This is a genomic window from Sphaerisporangium cinnabarinum (assembly GCF_055567015.1).
Genome location: NZ_JBVHRG010000001.1, coordinates 458,719 through 482,494 on the forward strand (window position 1 = coordinate 458,719; position 23,776 = coordinate 482,494).

Genomic DNA, 23,776 nt, shown 5'->3' on the forward strand with positions numbered 1-23,776 from the left:
GGCACCGAGGCCGAGTCGTCTGCGCAAGGGTGAGGAGTTCACCCGCCCAGCATGTCGCGGATCGTCGCCCGGGGCGAGGGTCGATGCCGTTTTGAGACGGAATGCGGCCGGACTTCATCCGCTCCGGGGACGCGGGCGGGCGAGGAGAGGCCGCACGGGGGTGCCGATCGAAGTTGAGCGGAATACACTCAACTTAGGAGTCGTTCCACTGGTCAGACCATCTTTTCGAGCAGCACACGGAGCACCTATGGAAACGAAGTTCACCACGATGTCGCAGCAGGCGATCGGCGAGGCGATCCAGACCGCGTCGGCCGCCGGCAACCCCCAGCTCGAGCCGACCCACCTCCTGGCCGCGCTGCTCACGCAGGAGGGCGGCGTCGCCGTCGGGCTCCTCGACGCCGTCGGCGCGGACAAGCAGGCCGTGGGGCAGAAGGTTCGCGCCGCGCTCGTCGCGCTGCCCACCGCGAGCGGCTCGGCCGTCGCGCAGCCGACGCCGTCGCGCGCCACGTCCGCGGCGCTCGACGCCGCCGCGAAGGAGGCCCAGGCGCTCGGCGACGAGTACGTCTCGACGGAGCACCTGCTCCTCGGCATCGCGGCCGGGTCGTCGCAGGCCGCGACGATCCTCCAGCAGGCCGGTGCGACCGCCGAGGCCCTGCGCTCCGCGCTGCCCGCCGTCCGCGGGAGCGCGCGCGTGACGAGCCCCAACCCCGAGGGCACGTACAAGGCGCTCGAGCAGTACGGGACCGACCTTACGGCGCGCGCCGCCGAGGGCAAGCTCGACCCCGTCATCGGGCGCGACTCCGAGATTCGGCGCGTCGTGCAGGTGCTCAGCCGCCGCACCAAGAACAACCCGGTGCTCATCGGCGAGCCGGGCGTCGGCAAGACCGCCGTCGTCGAGGGCCTCGCCCAGCGCATCGTCGCGGGCGACGTCCCGACCTCGCTCCAGGGCAAGCGCCTCGTGTCGCTCGACCTCGCGAGCATGGTCGCGGGCGCGAAGTACCGCGGCGAGTTCGAGGAGCGCCTCAAGGCCGTCCTGGAGGAGATCAAGTCCTCCGACGGCGAGGTCGTCACGTTCATCGACGAGCTGCACACGGTCGTCGGGGCGGGCGCGGGCGGCGAGGGCGCCATGGACGCGGGCAACATGCTCAAGCCGATGCTCGCGCGCGGCGAGCTGCGCCTCGTCGGCGCGACCACGCTCGACGAGTACCGCGAGTACATCGAGAAGGACCCGGCGCTCGAGCGCCGGTTCCAGCAGGTGTTCGTCGGCGAGCCCTCGGTGGAGGACACGGTCGCGATCCTGCGCGGGCTCAAGGAGCGGTACGAGGCGCACCACAAGGTGACCATCGCCGACTCCGCGCTCGTCGCGGCGGCCTCGCTCTCCGACCGGTACATCACCGGGCGCCAGCTCCCGGACAAGGCGATCGACCTCGTCGACGAGGCGGCGTCGCGCCTGCGCATGGAGCTCGACTCCTCGCCGATCGAGATCGACGAGCTGCAGCGCGCCGTCACGCGCCTCGAGATGGAGGAGGTCGTGCTGTCCGAGTCGACCGACCCCGCGTCGCTCGAACGCCTCGAGAAGCTGCGCGCCGACCTCGCGGACCGTCGCGAGGAGCTCGCGGCCCTCACCGCGCGGTGGGAGGCCGAGAAGGCGGGCCACAACCGCGTCGGCGACCTGCGCGCGAAGCTCGACGAGCTGCGCGTCCAGGTCGAGCGCGCGATCCGCGAGGGCGACCTCGAGACCGCGGGCCGCCTGCAGTACGGCGAGATCCCGCAGGTGCAGCGCGAGCTCGACGAGGCCGAGGCGGCCGAGCAGGCCGACGACGCGTTCGCCGCGTCCGGCCCCGAGGCCGCGCCGATGATCGCGGACAAGGTCGGCGCCGACGAGATCGCGGAGGTTGTGTCCGCGTGGACGGGCATCCCCGCCGGCCGCATGCTCCAGGGCGAGAGCGAGAAGCTCCTGCACATGGAGGAGGTCATCGGGGAGCGCCTCATCGGCCAGCAGGCCGCCGTCCGCTCGGTGTCCGACGCCGTCCGCCGCTCGCGCGCGGGCGTCGCCGACCCGGACCGCCCCACGGGCTCGTTCCTCTTCCTCGGCCCCACGGGCGTCGGCAAGACGGAGCTCGCGAAGTCGCTCGCCGACTTCCTCTTCGACGACGAGCGCGCCATGGTGCGCATCGACATGTCCGAGTACTCCGAGAAGCACTCGGTCGCCCGGCTCGTCGGGGCGCCCCCGGGGTACGTCGGCTACGAGGAGGGCGGCCAGCTCACCGAGGCCGTCCGGCGTCGGCCGTACTCGGTCGTGCTGCTCGACGAGGTCGAGAAGGCGCACCCCGAGGTCTTCGACATCCTGCTGCAGGTGCTCGACGACGGCCGTCTCACCGACGGCCAGGGCCGCACGGTCGACTTCCGCAACGTCATCCTCGTGCTGACGTCGAACCTCGGCTCGCAGTTCCTCGTGGACCCGATGCTCGACGACGCGGAGAAGCGCGAGGCCGTGATGAGCACGGTGCGGGCGTCCTTCAAGCCCGAGTTCCTCAACCGGCTCGACGACGTCATCGTGTTCGAGCCGCTGACGATCGAGGAGCTCGGCCGGATCGTCGACATCCAGGTCGCCGCGCTCGGCCGGCGCCTCGCGGACCGGCGCATCACGCTCGACGTGACGACGGCCGCCCGCGAGTGGCTCGCGCTCGAGGGCTTCGACCCGGCGTACGGGGCGCGCCCGCTGCGCCGCCTCGTGCAGCGCGAGATCGGCGACCGCCTCGCGCGGATGCTGCTCTCGGGCGACGTCGCCGACGGCGACGTCGTGCGGGTCGACCGCGACCCCGAGGGCGACGGCCTCGCACTCGGCACGGAGATCCTCACGGCCTGACCCGACCGCCGGCCCGTGCCACGTCCTGCCCCCGCGGGCAGGTGCGGCACGGGCCGCGGTGTCGTCCGGCACGGTCGGCCCTCCCGGCCGCGCGTCGTCGCGGCGACCGGGACATACTCGGTCCGTGCCGACCGACGAGACGACCTCTTCCGCGACCACCGCCCCGCAGCGGCGGCCCGACGACGTCCCGCGCCGCTCCGCGGTCATCGTCAACCCGAACCGTGTCGAAGGGCTGGACGCGCTGCGCGAGCTGATCGTCACGCGACTCACGGACGCCGGGTGGCCCGAGCCCGCGTGGCTCGAGACGACGGCCGAGGACCCGGGGACGGGGCAGGCGCGTCAGGCCGTCGAGGACGGCGCCGAGGTGGTCTTCGTGAGCGGCGGCGACGGCACGGTCCGCGCCGTCGTGGAGGGGCTCGCGGGCACCGACGCCGCGCTCGCGATCCTGCCCGGCGGCACGGGCAACCTGCTCGCGGTGAACCTCGGTGTCCCGTCGGACGCCGAGGAGGGCATCCGGCTCGTGCTGCGCGGCGGCAGGCGCACCATCGACGTCGGGGTGGCCGACGGCCAGACGTTCGCGATCATGGCCGGCATGGGCCTCGACGCCGCGATGATGCAGGACGCGCCGACGGCGCTCAAGGCCCGCGCCGGGTCGGTCGCGTACGTCTTCTCCGCGCTCAAGCACCTGGCCGACGACGAGATGCACGTCGAGGTCACCGTCGACGGGCGCACGCGCCGGCGCCGCGCGCGCACCGTCGTGGTCGGGAACGTCGGGCGGCTCCAGGCGGGGACGAACCTCCTCCCGGACGCCGAGCCCGACAACGGCCGGCTCGAGGTCGCGATCATCGCGCCGCGCAACGTGCGGCACTGGTTCCAGCTCCTGTGGGGCGTGGTGCGCGGCAAGAGCCGGGTGCCGAGCCGCGAGGTCGTGCGGGGGCGCGAGGTGTCCGTCGTGTCCGACCGGCCGCAGCCCCGCCAGCTCGACGGCGACGTCATCGAGCCGGACGAGCGCCTCGACATCAGCGTGCGGCCCCGAGCCCTGCACGTGTGCGTCTACCACCCGGAGGAGTCCCAGGACCTCCGGCGCGGCGCGCCGGGCCACCGCTGAGCGCCGGTTCCGGCGGCGCGGCCCCCGGACGACCCTGTCGCCGGTGCCGCTCCTCGGACACGATGTGCGCATGAGCGCTGGCGCGCCGGGCCACCGCTGAGCGCCGGTTCCGGCGGCGCGGCCCCCGGACGACCCTGTCGCCGGTGCCGCTCCTCGGGCACGATGTGCGCATGAGCGCTCCCCAGCCCGGCCCCGAGACGTGGTCGCCGACCGCCGCGTACGGCACCTCGTCCCCCGTCCCCGCGCGCCGCTCCCCGCTGACGGTCACGGCGTTCGTCGCCGGTGTCGTGACCGTGCTCGTCGGCGGGGTGGCGTCGCTGGCGCTCCCGCTCGTGCTGTCGTCGGGGTACGACCCCACGGCGGTCGGCCTGCTCCAGCTCGCGCGCGGCACGCTGACGGGCCTGCTCGCGCTCGTCGCGACCGTCACCGGCACCGTCGCGCTCGTGCGGCGTCAGCCGGGCACCGGGCTCGCGGCGGCCGGCACGGCGCTCGGCGCGTCGGCCCTGTTCGGCATCGTGAGCGGGCTCGTCCAGGGTGCGCTGTACCAGGTGTTCTGACCGGCGCGCCGACCGGTGAGCCGACCTCGTGCGAGGGTCCGCCCGGGGGAGCACCGTAGGGCCATGACCCCACGACCGCCCGAGCCTCCGGGCGCGCGCGCACCCGGCGCGTCGCCGCGCGGGCGGCCACGAGTCGTGGTGAACGCCCAGCGCTGGGAGGCCCTGACGTTCCTGCACTGGCCCGTCGACCCGGCCGTCGTGCAGGGCTGGCTCCCGCCCGGCCTCACCGTGCAGCAGGTGGACGGGACGACGTGGCTCGGGGTGGTCCCGTTCCGGATGGCCGGCGTCCGTGTCCCGCCGCTGCCCGCCCTGGGCGCGTGGTCGACGTTCCCCGAGCTCAACGTCCGCGTGTACGTGCGCGACCGCGCGGGCGTCGAGGGCGTGTGGTTCCTCGGCCTGTGGGCGACGTCGCGTGCGTTCGTCGCCGCGACGCGCGCGGCAGGCGTCCCGTACCACCCGGCCCGCGCGGCGGTGCACGCACGCGACGACCGGGCGGGGCCGCCGTCGGCAGTGCGCTATGGGTTCCGCTCCGTGGGCCGCGGGCCCCTGCGCGTGCCGCACGAGCACGCGGGCCTGCGCGGTCTCTCCCTGCACGCCGAGGTGCGCTCCCACGAGGAGGTGGACGCGGCGTCGGGCCTCGTGCGGTGGCTCACCGCTCGGTGGTCCGCGTACGGCGTGCGTGCCGGGCGGCTGTGGCGGTTCCCCGTGGTGCACGAGCCGTGGACCCTGCGGCGCGGCACGCTCGACGCCCTCGACACCGACCTGCTCGATCTCCTCGGGCTGCCGCCCGCGGCCCCGCCGCTCGTGCACGTCGCCGCGCCGGTGCACGCGCGGTTCGGCCTCCCGCGGCCCGTGCGCTGAGGTCAGGCCGCGGGGTCCACGATCCCGTGCCGGAACGCCCACACGACGAGCTGCACGCGGTCGCGCGCGCCCGTCTTCGTCATGGCCCGGCTGAGGTGCGACTTCACGGTGCTCGGCTCGAGGAACAGCGCCGTCGCGATCTCCGCGTTCGACGACCCCCGGCACAGCAGCGCCACGATGTCGAGCTCGCGGGGCGTGAGGAGCGCGGCCGCGTCGTCGTCCCGCGACACCGGGGCACGGCGCCGCGCGAACTCGCCGAGCACGCGCCGGGTGAGCGACTGGTCCACGAGGCCGTCGCCCGACGCGACGCGCCGGACGGCGTCCACGAGCACCTCCGGCTCGGCGTCCTTGAGCAGGAACCCGCTCGCCCCGGCCTCCAGCGCCCCGAACACGTAGTCGTCGAGGTCGAACGTGCTCACCACGAGCACCGGCACCGGGTCCGCGACGTCGGGCCCGGCGAGCGCGCGCGTCGCCGTGATGCCGTCGCCGCCGGGCATGCGCACGTCCATGCACACGACGTCGGGGCGCTCGCGGCGCGCGACCCGCACGGCGTCCGCGCCGTTCGACGCCTCGCCCACGACCTCCAGGCCCTCGCTCTCGAGGATGACGGTGAACCCGGCGCGGACGACCGCCTGGTCGTCCACCAGCACGACGCGTGTCACGAGGCCTCCTGGGCGGGGGTGCGAGGGTCGCGCGCGGGGGCGCGGGGGACGGTCAGCCGGACGAGCCACGCGCCGTCGGGCGTGCGCCGCGCGTCGAGCGTGCCGCCGAGCACGGCGGCGCGCTCGCGCATCCCCACGAGGCCGTGGCCCGGGCGGGCGTCCTGCGGGGGAGCGGTACGACCGGCGGGGTTGCGCGCGGTGACGACGACGGCCGTCGGGCTCCACGCGAGCCGCACCGCGACCGGCCGGCCGGGCGCGTGCCGCCGCGCGTTGGCCAGCGCCTCCTGCAGCACGCGGTAGACGGCGATCTGGGCGGTCGGTGCGGGGTCCCAGGGCTCACCCTCGGTCTCGACGGTGACCGTCGTGCCCGCGGCGCGGGCGGTCTCGAGGAGCGCGGGGAGGTCGGCGAGCGTGGGCTGCGGGGCCTCGCGCGCGTCGCCCTCGTCGTCGCGCCCGCGCAGGATGCCGACCACGAGGCGCAGGTCGTCGAGGGTCTCGCGACCCTGCGACCGGATCCAGCGGACCGACTCCTTGGCGCGCTCCGGGTCGGCGTCGACGAGCCGTTCCGCCGCGGACGCCTGCACGACGATGCCCGAGAGGTGGTGCGCCGCGACGTCGTGCAGCTCGCGGGCCATGCGGGCGCGCTCCTCGAGCACGGCCTGCGCGGCGAGCGCCTCGCGCTCCCGCTCGGCGCGCACCACGCGGTCGCGCAGCTCGGCGACGAGCTCGCGCCGCGTCGCGACGTAGGAGCCGACGAGCGCCGCGCCCACGAACGTGAGCACCGCCGAGAGGAGGGCGCCCCCCACCTGGAGGGTGTGCTGCGCGGGCCCGGCCCCGGCGGGGACGCCGAACCCGCCGAGCGCGAAGACGAGCAGGACCTGCGCGACCGCCGCGAGCGCCGGCGCCCCGAGCCGCGTGCGGCGGGGGGCGTAGGCCCCCGCGGAGTAGGCGGCGACGAGCGTCGCCGGGGCCTGGAACCCGACGTAGGGGGGCAGGAGCGCGGTGATCGCAACCTGCGCGACGACCGTCAGCGCGAGGCAGACGAGCGGTGCCCGACGGCGGAGCACGAGCGCCGCGGCCTGACCGACGACGAGCGCGAGCACGGCTGCGCGCACGCCCGGGCCGATCACGCTCTCGCCCGGTCCCGCGCCGAACGTGGCCCCGACCTCCGTCGCGAGGACGCGCTCGATGCCGAGGAACAGCGCGACCGTCGCGAGGGCGACGACACCGGCCAGCACGGCGTCGCGGCCGGTGTCGGTGCGGACGCCCGCCCGGTCGAGCGCGCGGCGCAGGGTCTCGGTCACGGTCCTCCTCCAACGGGCGACGGGTGCGGGGACGGGGTGCGCCGTCGGGCCCGCCCACCCTACGGGGCGGGCGGGCCGACGGCGCCGCGCGGCTCCCGGCCTGTGGACGACCGGGTCGTCGCGTCGGGAGCCGGACGGGCTGTGGTCAGACGAGGTCGCGTCGCCGCAGGCTGACGGCGCCCCCGCCGAGCAGGAGCGCGGCCCACGCCGCGAGCCCGGCGAGAGCGGCGAGCGCGCCGAGCGGTGCCGCGCCGCCGAGGAGCGTCGCGGCGGACCCGCCGGTCGACGCGAGCGCACCCAGCCCGAGCGGGAGCCACTCGGCCGCGGCCGAGTCACCGCCGGACAGGAGCGTCACCGCGCCGCGGACGATCGGCTCGGCGAGCGCGAGCGCCGCGACCGTGACGACGCCCGCCACCTGGCCGCGCACGAGCGTCCCGATGCCGAGCCCGAGCCACGCGAGCAGGACGAGCACCGCGAGCCCGCGGGCCCAGACGCCGAGGACGTCGCCGGGGCCGAGCGCGAGCCCGGCACCCGGCGTCGTGACGATCGCGACGAGCAGCCCCAGGGCGCCCAGGAGGGCGAGGACGACGCCGACGCCGAGCGCGACGGTCGCGGTCGCGCCCGCCTTCGCGCCGAGGATGCGCAGGCGCGACGGCTGGACGAGCGCCGTGGGCACGATGCCGCCCGTGCGGAAGTCGGTCGTCACGGCGAGCACGCCGAGCAGGAGCATGCACACGGTCGCGACGCCGACGGACCCGGAGCCGCCGAGACCGGTGCCGAGCAGGTCGAGCATCGAGCGCTGGAACGCGGGCTGCGAGACGTCGGCGAGCGCGCCGAGGTCCGGCGCGAGCTCGGCCACCACCTCGGGCGGGGCCTGGAGCCCGACGGTCGTGCCGCCGCCGACCGTGTCGACGCCGCGCAGGATCGTGGGGAGCAGCAGGGTGAAGGCCTGGACGACGAGCATCCCGGCGACGGCGACGGCCGCGACGACCCACGTCGCGCGGGTCGTGCGGAGCTTGAGCATCTCGGCGCGGTACATCAGCGCACCCCTTCGGTCGTGGCGGTCAGGTCGAGGTAGAAGTCCTCCAGGGACTCCCCGCGCAGCAGCTCGTCGAGCGGTCCCTCGGCGACGACGCGCCCCTGCCCCACGACGACGAGGTCGTCCGCGACCTGGCGCACCTCGGACAGCACGTGGCTCGCGAGGAGCACGGTGCCGCCGTCGTCGGCGAACGCGCGGACGAGGTCGCGCAGCCAGCGCATCCCGGCGGGGTCGAGACCGTTGGCGGGCTCGTCGAGGACGAGGACCTCCGGGTCGCCGAGCAGCGCCGCCGCGATCCCGACGCGCTGCCGCATCCCCAGCGAGTACGTCCGCACGCGGCGGTCGGCGGCGGGGGTCATGCCGACGAGCGCGAGCACCTCGTCGACGCGCCGCGCCGGGATCCGGCCGGCGGAGGCGAGCACGCGCAGGTGGTCGCGCCCCGTCCGCCCCGGGTGCAGGCCGCCCGCGTCGAGCAGCGCGCCGACGGTGCGGGCCGGGTGCGTCAGGTCCGCGAACGCGCGGCCGTCGAACGTCGCGGTGCCCGCGGTCGCCGCCGCGAGCCCGAGCAGGACGTGGAGCGTGGTCGTCTTGCCGGCGCCGTTCGGGCCGAGCAGCCCGACGACGCGGCCCGGCGCGGCGGTGAACGTCACGTCGTGCACGGCGTCGAACCCCCCGTACGCCTTGCGCAGCCCGGAGACGTGGATGGTGGTCATGCCGGTCCCTCCCTCGTGCGTGCCGCACGGGCCTCCCGTGCGGTGCCCCACCAGGCTGTCGCGCGGGCCCCCGCCGGGTCTTGCGGCGCAGGGCGGAACCTGCGTTGCGACCTCCGTCGGAGGCGCGGCGCCGCCCTGCTGGACCGGGGGAGCCGTGGCGGGTATCGCCGCAGGTGAGGGCGTCGGGCGTGACACACGAGCCGGGATGGGGCAGGGTGGACGTCCACCCGACCGCCCCGGCGGGCAGCGTGTCGCGCCGTCCGCCCCCTCGACAGCCCCGGAAGGAGGCGACGTGCGCCGACGCCACGACCGGTCCGGACCCGCCGAGCGGGACCGCACCGCCCCCCTCCCGCGGCCTGCGCGCCGCACCGCCACGCCGTGGGTCACGGTCGCCGCCGGCGCGGGCGCGGTGACGCTCGTCGTCGCCGTCGCGGGCATGGTCGGTGCCGCGACGGGCGGTGGCGAGGCGGTCGTCGTCGGCGGGGTCTCCGCCGAGGGCGGCCCGAACGGCGAGGACACGGTCCCCGCGGTCACGCCGCGCCCCGACACCCCGCGCCCCGAGGTGACCCGCATCCCTCCGCCCGACGCGTCGGACGAGACGTCCGACGACACGGGCTCGACGCCGGCCCCGCGCCCGTCTGCGAGCGGCACCGGGGAGCAGGCCGCGCCCAGCGCGCCCTCGCCCTCCGCCGAGCCCGCGCCCGGTCCCACCGCGTCCGAGCCGACACCGGCGCCGACCGCGCCCACCCCCACGCCGTCCCCGACGACCGACCCGGGCACGGCGTCCGTGTCCTGGGTCCAGGAGCGGCTGCGGGTGCACGGTGCCGACGTCGCCGTCACGGGGACGATGGACGACGCGACGCGCACCGCGCTGCGAGCGTTCCAGAAGGCGCACGGCCTCGCCCCTGACGGCACGGTCACCGCGGCGACCGCCGAGGCCCTGCGCGCCGCACCGCCCGAGGTCGAGGAGCCGACCGAGCCCGGCACCCCGCCCCCGACCGAGCCCGCGCCGACGCCCTCCACCGACCGGCCGTCGGTCGCCGTGCCCGGGCCGTCGTCGAGCACCGACGAGCCCGCCCCGACGCTCGCCCCCGCGTCCTGAACCGCGCCCGCCCGGGCGCGGGCACCCCGCGGGGCCGCAGCGCGGTCGGTAGGGTGTGCCCTCGTCGGACGACGGACGGAGCAGTGCCATGACGAGCGCGGCCATCGGCGCCGGGCAGGACCGGGCAGGCTCACGCCGCGCCACGGCGCCCGACCCCGCCCGCGGGTACGCCAAGGGGCGGGCCAAGCGCGAGGAGATCCTCCAGGCGGCCGTCGTGCTCTTCGGCGAGGTCGGCTTCCACGCCGCGTCCCTGCGCGAGCTCGCGTCCCGCGTGGGCATGTCCCACCCCGGGCTGCTCCACCACTTCCCGACGAAGGCGGCGCTCCTCGAGGCGGTGCTCGACCACCGGGAGACCGTCGACCGCGCCGACCTCGAGGAGGACCTCGCGCGGGGGACCGACTTCTTCGACGCGCTCGTGCGGCTCGTCGAGCGCAACGCGCTGCGCCGGCCGATCGTCGAGCTGTTCACGGCGCTCGCGGCCGAGGCGACGTCGCCCGACCACCCGGCGCACGCGTACTTCGTCGAGCGCTACGAGTCCACGGTCGCGCGCATCGGCGAGCAGCTCTCCCGGCGCGCCCGGGAGGGCGGCCTGCGCGACGGCGTCGAGCCGGACGTCGCGGCCCGCCAGCTCGTCGCGCTCATGGACGGCCTCCAGGTCCAGTGGCTGCTGTCCCTCGACCGTCCGCGGCCCGAGCGCGTCGACATGGCCGCCGACCTGCGCGCGTACCTGCGCCTCGTGCTGTCCGACGCCGCGCGCTGACGCCGCGCGCTGACGCCGCGCGGGGTCGACCTCGTCAGCCGATCAGGTCGGCCGGGAGCGGGTCCTCGCTGCTCGCCAGGCACAGCCCGGTGCGGTCGCCGTCGCGCCAGGACGTCTCGGTCGGTGCCCACACCACGAGCCGCACGTCCTCCGGGGCGTCCGGACCCAGGGCGTCGGGCGTGCACACGCGCGCGACGCGGCGGTCTGCGGCGTCCTGGCCGGGCCACACCTCGTCCGCGCCGAGGTCGGTGCGGCCGACGACCTGCGCGCGGTGCTCGTCCGCGCACGGGACGGCGCGCACGCGCGACACCTCGCCGTCGGGCGGCAGCTCGTCGAGGCACGTGCCGAGCACGAGCTGCACGGCGCTCACGGTGCGCGGTGCGTCCACGTCGCCCGCGAGGGGCGTGCGTGCCTGCTCGCCCTGCCACCACACGATCCCGCCCGCCACCCAGGCGAGCGTGGCGACCGCACCGAGCACCGTCCCGGCGACCGCGAGTCCGCGCCCGCGGGTGCCGCGCGAGCGGACGCGCGACAGGGCGGCGGCCCCGAGGCCCACGCCGACCGGCCCGAGCACGACCCCCGCCGGCACGCTCGCCACGGCGAGCGGCTCGACGCGGGGCGCCGCGGGCTGCCACCCGGGCGCGTAGTACGTGTCCGGGGCGAAGCCCGGCCGGTCGTCGGGCCCGGGCGGCGGCACGGGCGCCTGCGCACCGGAGGGGCCGTGCGGCGTCGGGCCGGGCGGGGGCGTGCCGACGTCCGCGCCGCGGGGCCCCGAGGCCCCGGGCACTCCGGCGGGAGGCGGGACGGGCGGTCTTCCCGCGGGCCCGGACGTGCTGCCGCCGGGCGGGGCGAAGAGGTCGTCGTCGGTCACGGTGCCGAGTCCCCGAGCGTCCCGGCGAGGACCACGAGCATCGCGAACGCCGTGCCGACCGCGCCGACGACGATCCCGGTCACGGCGAACCCGCGCCCGCGCGTGCCGTCGCGCATCACCTGGTTGAGCGCCACGATGCCCAGCACGAGGCCGACGAGGCCGGGGAAGCCCGCGCAGAGCACGAGGCTCGCGATCGACACGATCATCGAGGCGAGCGCGAGCCCGTTCGTCCGCGGCGGGGGCGCGTAGGGCGCGCCGTACGGCGGCGGGTAGCCGCCGTAGCCCGGTGCCGGGTACGCCGCGGGTCCGGGTGGCGCCGCGTACCCGGGCGCCGCGCCGTACGACGGCGTCGCTCCGGGGGCGTAGGGGGAGCCGGGGCCGTAGGGCGAGCCCGGCCCGGCGGGCGCCGCCGGCCCGCCGTACGGGGCGCCGACGCCCGGCGCGCTCCCGTACCCGCCCCCGCCCCCGGAGCCCGACGGCGCCACGAACCCGCCGTCGTCGGGCGCGGAGGGTGCGTCGTCAGTCGGGGGGTGGTACGGCGTGAGCGGCGGCTGGTGCGGCCGCCGCGGGGCGTACGGGTCGGCGGTCTCGTCGGGGGACCCGTACGGAGGGACGGGTGGCGTCGTCATGGACACACCGTAGCGAGGGGACGCGCCCCACCCGGCCCCGGACCCGCGGCGCGGACCCGGGGCCCGAGCCCGACGGCGGTCGTCCCGGAGGTCAGTCCGTCAGGTCGACGACGACCGGCACATGGTCCGACGCGCCCTTGCCCTTGCGCTCGTCGCGGTCGATCGTCACGCCCGTGACGCGCGCGCGGGCGGCGGGCGACAGGTACGCGAAGTCGATGCGCATGCCCTCGTTCCGTGGGAACCGCAGCCGCTGGTAGTCCCAGTACGTGTAGGTGCGCTCGGCCGGGATCGCCTCGCGCGTGACCTCGGTGTACCCGGCGGCGCCGAACGCGGCGAAGGCGTCCCGCTCGGCGGGCGTGACGTGCGTCTTCCCGGCGAAGTACGCGACGTCCCACACGTCGGCGTCGAGCGGTGCGACGTTCCAGTCCCCGACGAGCGCGACCTGCGCCGCCGGGTCGGCGGCGAGCCAGCCGGCGGCCTGCGCGCGCAGCTCGTCGAGCCAGCGCAGCTTGTAGGCGTAGTGCGGGTCGCCGACCTCGCGCCCGTGCGGCACGTAGAGGCTCCACACGCGCACGCCCCCGCACGTCGCGCCGAGCGCGCGCGCCTCGACCCGGTCGCCGAAGGCGGGCTGGCCGGGGAACGACGTCTCGACGTCGGCGAGGCCCACGCGCGAGACGACGGCGACGCCGTTCCACTGGTTCACGCCGACGTGCGCGACCTCGTACCCGGCCGCCTCGAACGGCGCGACGGGGAACTGCGCGTCCGTGCACTTGGTCTCCTGGAGCGCGAGGACGTCGGTCCCCGTCCGCTCGAGGAACGCGACCGCGCGGTCGACGCGGGCACGGACGGAGTTGATGTTCCAGGTCGCGAGGCGCACGGGCCCCACCGTACGGCGTCGGGGGTGCGACCGGCCCCGGGAACGGTCCTGCTGGGCGCCGCGTGCCCCGTGCTCGCCGTGAAGCCGTCGGCCCGGTGACACGACTCCACCCCGCCTGCGGGCGCCCGGGTCACCCGGGCGCCCGTAGGCTGTGACCATGGCGACAGCACTCATCACCGGCGCGAGCGCCGGCCTGGGTTTGGAGTTCGCGTGGCAGCTCGCCACGGCGCGGCACGACCTCGTCCTCGTGGCGCGCGACGAGGCGCGACTCGAGGAGACCGCGCGGCAGATCCGCGCCGCGGCCGGGGTGCGCGTCCAGGTGCTGCGCGCCGACCTCTCGGTGCCCGACGACGTCGCGCGCGTCGCGGAGCGCCTCGCCACGACCGGCGGGCCGGACGAGCGCCCGGTCGGGCTGCTCGTCAACAACGCGGGCTTCGCGACGCACCAGCACTTCGTCGGGGGCGACCTCGACGTCGAGCTCGAGGCGCTCGACGTCATGGTCCGCGCCGTCATGGTGCTGTCCCACGCGGCCGCGGGCCAGATGACCGAGCGCGGGCGCGGTGCGATCCTCAACGTCGCGTCGGTCGCGGCCCTCACCGCGGGCGGCACGTACGCGGCGGCGAAGGCGTGGGTGCGGTCCTTCACGGAAGGCCTCGCCGTCGAGCTGCACGGCACGGGCGTCACCGCGACCGTGCTGTGCCCCGGCTTCACGCACACCGAGTTCCACGACCGCGCGGGCATCGACAAGTCCGTGCTCCCCGACCTCGCGTGGCTCGACGCGGACCGGGTCGTCGCGGAGGCGCTCGCGGACGTGCGGCGGGGTGTCGTCATCTCCACGCCGTCGGTGCGGTACCGGGTCGCCTCGGCGGCCCTGCGCGCGATGCCGCGCTCGGCCGTCCGCGCGATCGGCAAGTACCGCTAGGCACGGGGCGGGCCCGATACCCTGGCGGTCGTGACTACCGACCCCGCCTCGACGCTCGCCTCGACCCCCCGCGAGCAGCTGCTCGGCCTCATCCGCGAGCTCGCCGTCGTGCACGGCCGCGTGACGCTCTCCTCGGGCAAGGAGGCGGACTACTACGTGGACCTGCGCCGCGTCACGCTGCACCACCGCGCCGCGCCGCTCATCGGCCACCAGCTCCTCGACCTCCTCGAGGAGCAGGGGCTCGGCACGGCGGAGATCGACGCGGTGGGCGGGCTGACGCTCGGCGCCGACCCCATCGCGACCGCCCTCCTGCACGCCGCCGCGTCCCGTGGCCAGGACCTCGACGCGTTCGTGGTGCGCAAGGCGGCCAAGGCGCACGGGATGCAGCGCCAGATCGAGGGCCCCGACGTCGCGGGCCGGCGGGTCGTCGTGGTCGAGGACACGACGACGACGGGCGGCTCGCCGATCACGGCGATCGAGGCCGTGCGCGCGGCCGGGGGCGAGGTCGCGGGCGTCGCGACGATCGTCGACCGGGCCACGGGTGCGGGCGCCAAGATCGAGGCGCTCGGCGTCCCGTACCACTACCTGTTCAGCCTGGAGGACCTGGGTCTCGCCTGAGCTCCTCCGCTCCGTCTCCCTCCGCTCGACGCGGCGCACCGCCCCGCGGCCTCCTGGGCCGCGGGGCGTCGTCGTGCGACGAGGCGCGCGTCACATCACGATAGGTCAGGCTTACCTTGCTTTGGTGAGGCGACCCTTATATGGTCCGTCACGACGGAGCGTGAGCACGCTCCCTTCTCGGTCCCGCTCCCCGCCGGGACCTCGCCCGGACCAGCACGGGAGACCTTGTGCGCACTTCATCGTCGAGACGCGTCCGACGCGCCCTCGCCTCGTTCCTTGCCGCGGCGCTCGCCGCCGGCCTCACCGTCGCCGGCACCGGCGCCCCGGCCCAGGCGGCCGCGGCCGACGTGACCGGCGGGTCGGCCACCTGGAACTTCGTCGACTCGTGGACGTCGTACGTCACGGGCGGCATCGCCCAGGGCACGATCACCCCGCCGCTCCAGGGCGGCCAGGCGTCCTACGGCCCCGCGTCCGGCAGCTACGACGACGCGTCCGGGACGGGCTCCGTCCGTCTCGGCGGCTCGACCCGGTACGAGGGCCACCACGGCGCGCTCGACGTGACGATCTCCGACGTGCGGCTCGACCTCACCGGCCCCACGACGGGCGCGGTCTACGCGGACTTCGCGGGCACCGTCAACCCTGGGGCGGGGGACGACGTGAAGGTCGCCGACGTCACCGTGTCCGCGACGCGTGCCGGTGACGAGGTCACGTTCGTGGCGGACGGGAGCGTCGTCGGGACGCTCGGGAACGTCTCGCCGTACTTCTCGTCGTACGCGGGCAAGCCCCTGTCGACCCTGACCGCCCGCGTCGTGTCGCCCGAGCCGGTGGCGCCCGCGCAGGCGACGACGACCACGCTCGTCGCAGCGCCCGCGGGCACGTCCGCGGCCGGGGCGTCGGTGACGCTCACCGCGACCGTCGCGCCCGCCGCCGCGGGCACGGTCGAGTTCCGCGACGGCGGCACCGCCCTCGGCACCGCTGCCGCGGCCGACGGCGTCGCGCGCCTCGAGACCACGGCCCTGGCCGCGGGCAGCCACCAGCTGAGCGCCGCCTTCACGCCCGCGGACCCGGCCGCGTTCGTCGCCTCGACCTCCGTGGCCGTCGCGCACACGGTGACCGCCAAGGAGCCCGAGCCGGAGCCCGCCGTCGACCCCGCCGTCACGGTGTCGCCGACGACGCCCGTCGACCCGGCGGTGGAGAACACCTTCACGATCTCGGGCACCGGGTTCGTCGGCGCGGGCGCCGCGAACGGCGCGTACGTGCTCCTCGGCGACGCCGCGATCTGGGACGGCAGCGGCCCGCTCGTCGCGAGCGGCTGGCTCGCCCAGGGCTGGGTCATGCCGCAGCAGGTGCGCGACGGCGCGTTCACCACGACGCTGACCGTCCCGGCCGGAAAGCTCGACCCGGCGAAGCAGTACGTGGTGGCGACCTCCGCCGCGCACGGCCTGTCGGTGACCGACCGCAGCCTCGACACGTTCACGCCCGTCGCGGTCCAGGGCAGCACGGCGCCCGAGCCGGTCTGGGAGCCGCAGATCACCCTCTACGCCGCCGACGGCACGACCCCGCTCGGGGACGCGCCCGTCCGCCCGGACGACAGGATCGTCGTCAAGGGCTCGGGCTTCGACCCGGCCGCGAACGTCGCACCGGCCGGCAACCGTCCGCCCATCTCCGGGGGCATCCCCGCGGGCACCTACGTGGTCTTCGGCAGCTTCGCGGCCGACTGGCGTCCGTCGGAGGGTGCCCCGTCGAGCGCGCGCACGGCCGGTTCGCAGCAGTGGGCCCTCTCGTCCGCAGCGCTCGACCAGGTGGACCCGCGCTACCAGCCCGCGATCCGCGGGCAGTGGGCCGAGCTCGCGCCGGACGGCACGTTCACCGCCGAGCTCGTCGCGGGCGAGCTCGAGCGCGAGGACGGCCGGTACGGCGTGTACACGTACGCCGCGGGCGGCACGGTCAACGCCGCGCAGGAGCTGTACGCGCCCGTCGCGTTCACGACCGAGCCCGAGGCGCCCGTCTGGGAGCCCGAGATCGCCGTGCTCGCCGCGGACGGCACGACGCCGCTCGGCGACACCCCGGTCGCGGTCGGGGACACGATCGTCGTCCGGGGCACCGGCTTCGACCCGGCGGCGAACGTCGGCGGCCGCGGCGTCCCGATCCTGGCGACGCTCCCGCAGGGCACCTACGTCGTGTTCGGGAGCTTCGCCGAGCAGTGGCGGCCGTCCGAGGGCGCCGCGTCGTCGACCCGCAAGGTCGGCTCGCAGGCGTGGGCCCTCGCCGAGCCCGTGCTCGACCAGGTCCCCGCGCAGTACCAGTCGGTGGTCCGGGCGCAGTGGACGGACATCACGCCGGACGGCACGTTCGAGGCGCGTCTCGTGGTGAAGAACCCCGCCGCGCTCGAGGGCGGGCGCTACGGCGTCTACACCTACGGCGCGGGCGGCGTGAGCAACGCCGCGCAGGAGCTCTTCGTCCCCGTCGCGTACGACGCGCCGGGCATGCTCACCGTCACGCCCGCGTCGACCACGGTGGAGGCCGGATCGACGGTCCGCGTCACGGTGCGCGGTCTCGGCGCGGACGACGCGGTCAAGGCCGTGACGTTCGGCGGCGCCCCGGCGTCGTACTCCCGCGACGGCGCGACGCTCGTGCTCACGGTCCCCGCCGGCACCCCCGCCGGGTCCGTCCCCGTGGTCGTCACGTCGGAGCTCGGCCTGACCGGTAGCACCACGCTGACCGTGACCGCCCCGGTCCCCGGCGGCGAGGCGAAGGCGACCACGACGACGCTCGCGTCGTCGGCGACGTCGGTCGTCGAGGGCACGGCGGTGACGCTGACCGCGACGGTCGCGCCGAAGGCGGCCGGCACGGTCCGGTTCGTCGCAGGCGGCACGACCCTGGGCACCGCGACCGTCACGGACGGTGCCGCGACGTTCCGGACGGCCCCGCTCGCCGTCGGCTCGCACGCCCTGAGCGCGACCTTCGTCCCCACGGACGCCACCGCCTACCGCGGTTCGACGTCCGCGCCGGTGACGGTCGCGGTGACCGCCACGCCGGTGACGCCGGCGCCGACGACGGCCGGCAGCCTCACGTGGGGCGTCAAGGAGTCGTTCCGCAGCTACATCGTGGGCCCGGTCGCGAAGGGCGGCGCGACGGCGACGAGCGGCGCGAGCGTCGTCGACGGCGTCTTCCGCTTCGGCCAGGCGGACGGCGGCACCTGGACCGCGGCGAGCGGTCGGGGGACGGCCCGGTACACCGGGACGGTCCGCTTCACCGGCCACGCGGGCGCGCTCGACCTCACCCTGTCGAACCCGGTGGTCGAGACCACCGGCCCCGGCACGGGTCGCCTGCTCGCGGACGCGCGCTCCACAGGGCTGGACGGCTCGACGTTCGACCGCAGGGGCGTCGCCGTCGCGACGCTCGTGCTCGGCACGCCGACGACGGGCGCGGACGGGGCCGTGACGTTCCGGGACGCGGCCGCGACGCTCACGGCGGACGGCTCGCTCGCGTTCGTCGGCTTCTACCCGGCCGGGACCGCGCTCGACCCCGTGACGTTCACGATCGGCGCGAAGGCGACCGCGCCCGGGGGCGGCGGCACCATCGGCGCCCCGGGTGACGGCTCGACGGGCGGGTCGGTGGACCCGGCGAGGGCGACGCTCTCGGTGTCGCAGGCACGGCCGGGCGACGAGGTGACGATCAGCGGCGTCGGGTTCGGCGCGCGCGAGTCCGGCATCCGTACGGAGCTCCGCTCGACGCCGCGCACGCTCGCGACGGGCACGACCGCGAACGCGGGCGGCGCCGCGACCTCGACCGTGACGATCCCGAAGGACGTCGCGCCGGGCGAGCACACGCTGCTCCTCATCGGTGCGGGCCACACGGCGTCCGCGCCCCTCACGATCGTCGGTGCCGGCACGACCGGCACCGGCACCGGGTCGGGCAGCGCGGCGGAGCAGTGCTTCGCCCAGGGCGTCCACGGCGCGACCCTCTCGTGGGGCGTGAGCGACCGGTTCCGGTCGTACGTCACCGGCCCGATCGCGAAGGGCTCGGTCTCGACGGACGGCGTGCGGGACGGCGGCTCGGCGTTCACGTGGAGCGGCGGCAAGGGCTCGTTCAACACGGACCTCGGCAAGGGCCGCGCGAGCTTCGGCGGGTCGGTGTCGTTCTCCGGGCACGAGGGCATCCTCGACCTGCGGATCAGCAACCCGCGGGTGGTCGTGGACGGGTCGTCGGGCACGCTCGTGGTCGACGTGCAGAGCAGCGACATGGAGGGCAACAAGTCGTCGTCGACCGGCGTCGCGTTCGCCAGCCTGGACCTGTCGGGGAAGAAGGCGACGTCGGGCTCCACGATCACGTGGAGCGGCGCCCCCGCGACCCTCACGGCCGCTGGCGCGAAGGCGTTCGCCGGGTTCTACGAGGCCGGCACCGCGCTCGCGCCGGTGACGGTCAGCTTCCCCGTCGGCGGCGACGTCGAGTGCGACGCCTACTCGGGTGCGCTCGCCACCACCGGCTCCGACGCCGGGAGCCTCGCGCTCCTGGCCGGGACGCTGCTGCTCACCGGTGCGGCCCTCCTGGCTGTCCGACGCCGCCGCGCAGGCCGCGCGGAGATGGCCGCGGCCGCCTGACCCGGCTCCCCGCACGACGACGCCCGGTCACCTCGTGGTGACCGGGCGTCGTCGTGCGTGCGGGGCTCCCGGGGGCGGACCGGTCGGACCGGCCCGGCGTGCCCTCAGACGAGGTCGACGAGGTCCGCGACGGAGTCGACGACCTTGCTCGGCCGGAACGGGTAGCGGTCGACGTCGGACATCGTGGTGGACCCGGTCATGACGAGGTAGGTGTACAGGCCCGCCTCGATGCCCGCGACGACGTCGGTGTCCATCCGGTCGCCGATCATCGCGGTCGTCTCGGAGTGGGCGTCGATGCGGTTGAGCGCCGAGCGGAACATCATCGGGTTCGGCTTGCCGACGAAGTACGGCTTGCGGCCCGTCGCGGAGGTGATCATCGCCGCGACGGCGCCCGTGGCGGGCAGCGGGCCCTCCTGCGAGGGCCCGGTCGTGTCGGGGTTGGTGCAGATGAACCGCGACCCGCCCAGCACGAGGCGGATCGCCTTGGTGATCGCCTCGAACGAGTACGTGCGGGTCTCGCCCAGCACCACGTAGTCCGGGTCGGACTCGGTGAGCGTGTAGCCGGCCTCGTAGAGCGCCGTCGTCAGCCCGGCCTCGCCCACGGCGTACGCGCTGCCCTGGGGGATCTGGTCGGTGAGGAACTGCGCGGTCGCGAGCGCCGACGTCCAGATCGACTCCTCCGGCACGTCGATGCCCGACGTCGCGAGGCGCGCCCGCAGGTCGCGCGCCGTGAAGATCGAGTTGTTCGTGAGGATGAGGAACGGTCGGCCCTTGTCGCGCAGCGCGCGCACGAACTCCGGGGCGCCGGGGATCGCGTGGCCCTCGTGGACGAGCACGCCGTCCATGTCGGTGAGCCAGCTCGTGATCTCTCGTGTCATGTCAGGCGTCCTTCCCGTCCGTGTCGGCCTGGCCGACGGCGGTCGCGTCCTCCGCGACCCCGTTCTGGTGGGCGTCGGCGGCGACCCGCGCCTCCAGCGCCGCCGCCCGCTTCTCCGCCCGCCGACCGCGCCAGACCTCGATGACCATGGGCAGCACGGACAGGAGGACGATGAGGAGGACGAGCGCCTCGATGTTCTCCTTGACGAACGTGATGTTCCCCAGGAGGTAGCCGAGCCACGTGAGGCCGACGGCCCAGAGCAGGGCGCCGAGCGCGTTGAACCCGACGAAGTGCCGGTAGTGCATCTTGCCGACGCCCGCGGCGACGGGGGCGTACGTGCGCACGATGGGCACGAACCGCGCGATGACGATCGTCCGGCCGCCGTACTTCTCGAAGTAGGCGTTCGTCTGGTCGATGTACTTGCGCTTGAAGAACCGGGAGTCGGGCCGGTCGAACACCTTGGGCCCGACGGTGCGTCCGATGAGGTACGCCGTCTGGTCGCCGAGGAACGCCGCGGCGAACAGCAGGACGAGCAGGACCGGCAGGCTGATCTGCAGCGACTCCTGCGCGACGAGCGCGCCCGCGGTGAAGAGCAACGAGTCGCCGGGCAGGATCGGGAAGAGCAGGCCCGTCTCGATGAAGATGACGACGACGATCCCGACGAGCGCGGCGTCGCCGAAACGCTCGATGAGCGTCATCGGGTCCATCCAGTCCGGACCCAGGGCGGCGACCGGTCCGGCGGCGCCGAGGCTCGCGGCGTGCGCGGCCCCCGGGAGGGCGGAGGCGAGCTCGGCGAGGGTGTTCACGGGTCACCAGCGTAGCCGGGTGGGACCGCGCGGCCCGGCCGTCGTGTGCACCCGCCGTGGAGGTCCGGCGACGGCGGACCGGCAGGTCCCGGCAGAATGTGCGCCATGGCGAGCAGCGCGGGCATGGCGGATCCGGGCGCGACGGGCGAGCGCGAGGTCGGCGTCGGCCCGTGGACCGGGGGGCCGGAGGCGTGGCCCCGCGTCCCGGACCCCGCCGGACCGCCCGGGGCGACGCGCCTCGACCCCCGGTACGACCCTGAGCTGCTCGCGCACGGCGACCGCCGCAACGTCGTCGACGCCTACCGCTACTGGACGGTCGAGGCCGTCGTCGCCGACCTCGACGCGCGCCGCGACCCGGCCCGTCGGCTCCACGTCGCGATCGAGAACTGGGCGCACGACCTCAACATCGGCTCCGTCGTCCGCACCGCCAACGCGTTCAACGCGGCCGGGGTGCACGTCGTGGGGCGGCGGCGCTGGAACCGCCGCGGCGCCATGGTCACGGACCGCTACCTGCACGTGCACCACCACGCGTCGGTGGAGGAGCTCGCGGGCTGGGCTGCGGGGGAGGGCCTGCCGCTCCTCGGGGTCGACAACGTCCCGGGGTCGGTGCCGATCGAGGGCTACGTGCTGCCCGCGTCGTGCGTGCTGCTCCTCGGCCAGGAGTCGGCCGGGCTGACGCCCGAGGCGGTCGCGGCGTGCCGCGCGGTGCTCCACATCACGCAGCACGGCTCGACCCGCTCGATCAACGCCGGTGCCGCCGGTGCGATCGCCCTGCACGCGTGGGCGGCGCAGCACCTGGGGCCGGCGGAGCCGCCGAGGTAGAGGCGTGGTCATCGGGGGACCACAGGTCGAACGGCCCTGACCTCGCGCTGTCATCCATGCCAGACTTTGACCTGACAGTCCACCCCGCACGACTCCACAGGAGCTCCGCATGCCCATCGCAACCCCCGAGGTCTACGCCGAGATGATCGACCGGGCGAAGGCAGGCTCGTTCGCCTACCCGGCCGTCAACATCACCTCGTCGCAGACCATCACCGCCGCGCTCCAGGGCTTTGCCGAGGCCGAGTCCGACGGCATCATCCAGGTCTCCGTGGGCGGCGCCGAGTACGGCTCGGGTTCGACGGTCAAGGACCGCATCGCCGGTTCGCTCGCCCTCGCGGCGTACGCGCGCGAGGTCGCGAAGAACTACCCGGTGCAGATCGCGATCCACACCGACCACTGCGTCAAGAAGAACCTCGACTCCTGGGTCCGCCCGCTCCTCGCCATCGAGGCCGAGCAGGTGAAGAACGGCGGCCTGCCGACGTTCCAGTCGCACATGTACGACGGCTCGGACGTCCCGCTGGACGAGAACCTCACCATCGCGGCCGAGCTGCTCGAGCTCTCGCAGGCGGCGCGCACGATCCTCGAGATCGAGGTCGGCGTCGTCGGTGGCGAGGAGGACGGCCACGAGGCCGAGATCAACGAGAAGCTCTACACGACGGTCGAGGACGGCCTCGCGACGATCGAGGCGCTCGGCACGGGCGAGAAGGGCCGCTACCTGACGGCTCTCACGTTCGGCAACGTGCACGGCGTGTACAAGCCGGGTGCGGTCAAGCTCCGCCCGGAGATCCTCAAGGAGATCCAGGAGGCCGTCGGCGCGAAGGTCGGCAAGGAGAACCCGTTCGACCTGGTCTTCCACGGCGGGTCCGGCTCGACGGCCGAGGAGATCTCGGCGGCGGTCGACTTCGGTGTCATCAAGATGAACATCGACACCGACACGCAGTACGCGTTCACGCGCCCCGTCGTCGGCCACATGTTCTCGAACTACGACGGCGTCCTGAAGGTCGACGGCGAGGTCGGCAACAAGAAGGCCTACGACCCGCGCGCCTGGGGCAAGCTGGCCGAGGCCGGCATGGCCGCGCGCATCATCGAGGCGTCGCAGCAGCTGCGCTCGGCGGGCAACAAGATCCGCTGACGCCGCACGGCCCGGCGCCCGCTCCGGGCCCGCGTCGCACGAAGGCCCCCGGTCCGTGAGGACCGGGGGCCTTCGTCGTGCTGCGGCCGCGGGCGAGCGCGGCCACCCGTCAGTCGGTGCTGCCCGCGCCGTTGCCGGGGGGCTCGTCGAGGTCGAAGCCGGGGTCCACGTCGACGATGTCGAGCAGCTCCCCGATCCGGGTCACCTCGAGCAGGAACCGCACCGTGGGCGGGGCGCGGAGGACGCGCACGCGGTGCGGGCCGCGTGACGCGAGGCGGGCGAGGAACGCCACGCCCGACGAGTCCATGAAGGTCACGTGGTGGGCGTCGATCTCGACGGGCAGGCCGGAGTCCTCCGCCGCGGCGGTCGCCTCCTGGAGGTCGGCGCCGAGGTCGGCGTCGATCTCGCCCGAGAGCACGATGCGTGCTCGCGTCGTGCCCACGATGACGTGCACGCTCGCGGGGTCGCCCGCTCCTGCGGGGTCGCCGGCGACGCCGACCGGGCGGTCTGCGGCCGGGGGTGTACCTTCGCGCACCGGCGCTCCTCTCTGGCGTGGTCCGGACCGGTTCCGGTCTCGGGAAGCACCAATCTACGGTTGAATGTCCAGTCGGGACAGTAACGCGACCGTGGCGTCCGTTTCCAG

The 23,776-nt window shown here is 75.6% G+C and carries 21 protein-coding genes; 11 read left to right on the top strand and 10 right to left on the bottom strand.

The features are described 5' to 3' along the window. Positions 1 to 247: 247 nt before the first annotated feature. From clpB to ACZ4MO_RS02040, 4 genes are all read left to right on the top strand, one after another. Positions 248 to 2,869, top strand: a complete 2,622-nt coding sequence (gene clpB, locus ACZ4MO_RS02025; RefSeq protein WP_085386655.1) for an ATP-dependent chaperone ClpB — start codon at positions 248 to 250, stop codon at positions 2,867 to 2,869. A 124-nt stretch (positions 2,870 to 2,993) separates the two neighbouring features. After that, a complete protein-coding gene (locus ACZ4MO_RS02030; protein ID WP_175007491.1) occupies positions 2,994 to 3,977 on the top strand; it encodes a diacylglycerol kinase family protein in 984 nt (327 codons plus the stop codon). A gap of 170 nt (positions 3,978 to 4,147) precedes the next feature. Continuing rightward, positions 4,148 to 4,534, top strand: a complete 387-nt coding sequence (locus tag ACZ4MO_RS02035; protein WP_175007492.1) for a hypothetical protein — start codon at positions 4,148 to 4,150, stop codon at positions 4,532 to 4,534. A gap of 63 nt (positions 4,535 to 4,597) precedes the next feature. Beyond that, positions 4,598 to 5,395, top strand: a complete 798-nt coding sequence (locus ACZ4MO_RS02040; RefSeq protein WP_175007493.1) for a DUF2071 domain-containing protein — start codon at positions 4,598 to 4,600, stop codon at positions 5,393 to 5,395. Positions 5,396 to 5,397: 2 nt separating this feature from the next. Here ACZ4MO_RS02040 and ACZ4MO_RS02045 read toward each other — a convergent pair whose 3' ends face one another. The 4 genes from ACZ4MO_RS02045 to ACZ4MO_RS02060 form a co-directional block, all read right to left on the bottom strand. Beyond that, entirely contained in the window at positions 5,398 to 6,057 is a 660-nt protein-coding gene (locus tag ACZ4MO_RS02045; RefSeq protein ID WP_108050948.1) for a response regulator, read from the bottom strand. Further along, positions 6,054 to 7,361, bottom strand: coding sequence for a histidine kinase (locus tag ACZ4MO_RS02050; RefSeq protein WP_175007494.1), 1,308 nt, complete (start codon positions 7,359 to 7,361; stop codon positions 6,054 to 6,056). The genes ACZ4MO_RS02045 and ACZ4MO_RS02050 overlap by 4 nt, the downstream gene beginning before the upstream one ends. 145 nt (positions 7,362 to 7,506) lie before the next feature. Beyond that, positions 7,507 to 8,400 (bottom strand): hypothetical protein, encoded by an 894-nt coding sequence (locus tag ACZ4MO_RS02055; protein WP_175007495.1) that lies wholly within the window; start codon positions 8,398 to 8,400, stop codon positions 7,507 to 7,509. Then, on the bottom strand, positions 8,400 to 9,113 hold the full coding sequence (locus tag ACZ4MO_RS02060; protein ID WP_175007496.1) for an ATP-binding cassette domain-containing protein: 714 nt from the start codon (positions 9,111 to 9,113) through the stop codon (positions 8,400 to 8,402). Before ACZ4MO_RS02060 ends, ACZ4MO_RS02055 begins: the two co-directional genes overlap by 1 nt. A 292-nt stretch (positions 9,114 to 9,405) precedes the next feature. On the opposite strand from ACZ4MO_RS02060, the gene ACZ4MO_RS02065 reads away from it, so the two are divergent. Together ACZ4MO_RS02065 and ACZ4MO_RS02070 are read left to right on the top strand one after the other, a co-directional pair. Then, entirely contained in the window at positions 9,406 to 10,215 is an 810-nt protein-coding gene (locus tag ACZ4MO_RS02065; RefSeq protein ID WP_175007497.1) for a peptidoglycan-binding protein, read from the top strand. A gap of 88 nt (positions 10,216 to 10,303) precedes the next feature. Further along, positions 10,304 to 10,975 carry a TetR/AcrR family transcriptional regulator gene (locus tag ACZ4MO_RS02070; RefSeq protein WP_074805324.1) on the top strand — a complete coding sequence of 224 codons (672 nt, stop codon included), beginning with the start codon at positions 10,304 to 10,306 and terminating at the stop codon, positions 10,973 to 10,975. Positions 10,976 to 11,009: 34 nt separating this feature from the next. On the opposite strand, the gene ACZ4MO_RS02075 is transcribed toward ACZ4MO_RS02070, so the two are convergent. The 3 genes from ACZ4MO_RS02075 to ACZ4MO_RS02085 all read right to left on the bottom strand — a co-directional run bounded on the left by ACZ4MO_RS02075 (position 11,010) and on the right by ACZ4MO_RS02085 (position 13,352). Beyond that, positions 11,010 to 11,846 carry a DUF4190 domain-containing protein gene (locus tag ACZ4MO_RS02075; protein WP_255436929.1) on the bottom strand — a complete coding sequence of 279 codons (837 nt, stop codon included), beginning with the start codon at positions 11,844 to 11,846 and terminating at the stop codon, positions 11,010 to 11,012. After that, positions 11,843 to 12,475, bottom strand: coding sequence for a DUF4190 domain-containing protein (locus ACZ4MO_RS02080; RefSeq protein WP_175007498.1), 633 nt, complete (start codon positions 12,473 to 12,475; stop codon positions 11,843 to 11,845). Before ACZ4MO_RS02080 ends, ACZ4MO_RS02075 begins: the two co-directional genes overlap by 4 nt. Positions 12,476 to 12,566: 91 nt before the next feature. Further along, positions 12,567 to 13,352: an exodeoxyribonuclease III gene (locus tag ACZ4MO_RS02085; protein WP_175007499.1), complete on the bottom strand. Its 786-nt coding sequence runs from the start codon at positions 13,350 to 13,352 to the stop codon at positions 12,567 to 12,569. 157 nt (positions 13,353 to 13,509) lie between these two features. Between ACZ4MO_RS02085 and ACZ4MO_RS02090 the strand changes: the two genes are divergently transcribed. The 3 genes from ACZ4MO_RS02090 (at position 13,510) to ACZ4MO_RS02100 (ending at position 19,496) form a co-directional block, all read left to right on the top strand. Next, a complete protein-coding gene (locus tag ACZ4MO_RS02090) occupies positions 13,510 to 14,274 on the top strand; it encodes an SDR family NAD(P)-dependent oxidoreductase (RefSeq protein WP_061267145.1) in 765 nt (254 codons plus the stop codon). A 30-nt stretch (positions 14,275 to 14,304) separates the two neighbouring features. Further along, positions 14,305 to 14,892, top strand: a complete 588-nt coding sequence (gene pyrE, locus ACZ4MO_RS02095) for an orotate phosphoribosyltransferase (protein WP_021483023.1) — start codon at positions 14,305 to 14,307, stop codon at positions 14,890 to 14,892. Between the two features lie 227 nt (positions 14,893 to 15,119). Then, the gene (locus ACZ4MO_RS02100) at positions 15,120 to 19,496 is read left to right on the top strand and encodes an HtaA domain-containing protein (RefSeq protein WP_175007500.1); all 4,377 of its coding nucleotides are present in this window, start codon (positions 15,120 to 15,122) and stop codon (positions 19,494 to 19,496) included. A gap of 104 nt (positions 19,497 to 19,600) precedes the next feature. Here ACZ4MO_RS02100 and ACZ4MO_RS02105 read toward each other — a convergent pair whose 3' ends face one another. Then, entirely contained in the window at positions 19,601 to 20,374 is a 774-nt protein-coding gene (locus ACZ4MO_RS02105; RefSeq protein WP_021482670.1) for an HAD-IIA family hydrolase, read from the bottom strand. A 1-nt stretch (position 20,375) separates the two neighbouring features. Next, on the bottom strand, positions 20,376 to 21,179 hold the full coding sequence (locus ACZ4MO_RS02110) for a VTT domain-containing protein (RefSeq protein ID WP_499278583.1): 804 nt from the start codon (positions 21,177 to 21,179) through the stop codon (positions 20,376 to 20,378). Positions 21,180 to 21,284: 105 nt separating this feature from the next. Between ACZ4MO_RS02110 and ACZ4MO_RS02115 the strand changes: the two genes are divergently transcribed. Both ACZ4MO_RS02115 and fbaA read left to right on the top strand, forming a co-directional pair. After that, on the top strand, positions 21,285 to 22,001 hold the full coding sequence (locus ACZ4MO_RS02115; RefSeq protein ID WP_499278584.1) for a TrmH family RNA methyltransferase: 717 nt from the start codon (positions 21,285 to 21,287) through the stop codon (positions 21,999 to 22,001). Between the two features lie 109 nt (positions 22,002 to 22,110). Next, positions 22,111 to 23,133, top strand: a complete 1,023-nt coding sequence (gene fbaA / locus ACZ4MO_RS02120) for a class II fructose-bisphosphate aldolase (RefSeq protein WP_074805350.1) — start codon at positions 22,111 to 22,113, stop codon at positions 23,131 to 23,133. Between the two features lie 109 nt (positions 23,134 to 23,242). Here fbaA and ACZ4MO_RS02125 read toward each other — a convergent pair whose 3' ends face one another. Continuing rightward, positions 23,243 to 23,668 carry an STAS domain-containing protein gene (locus tag ACZ4MO_RS02125; RefSeq protein ID WP_425457988.1) on the bottom strand — a complete coding sequence of 142 codons (426 nt, stop codon included), beginning with the start codon at positions 23,666 to 23,668 and terminating at the stop codon, positions 23,243 to 23,245. Positions 23,669 to 23,776 lie beyond the last annotated feature (108 nt).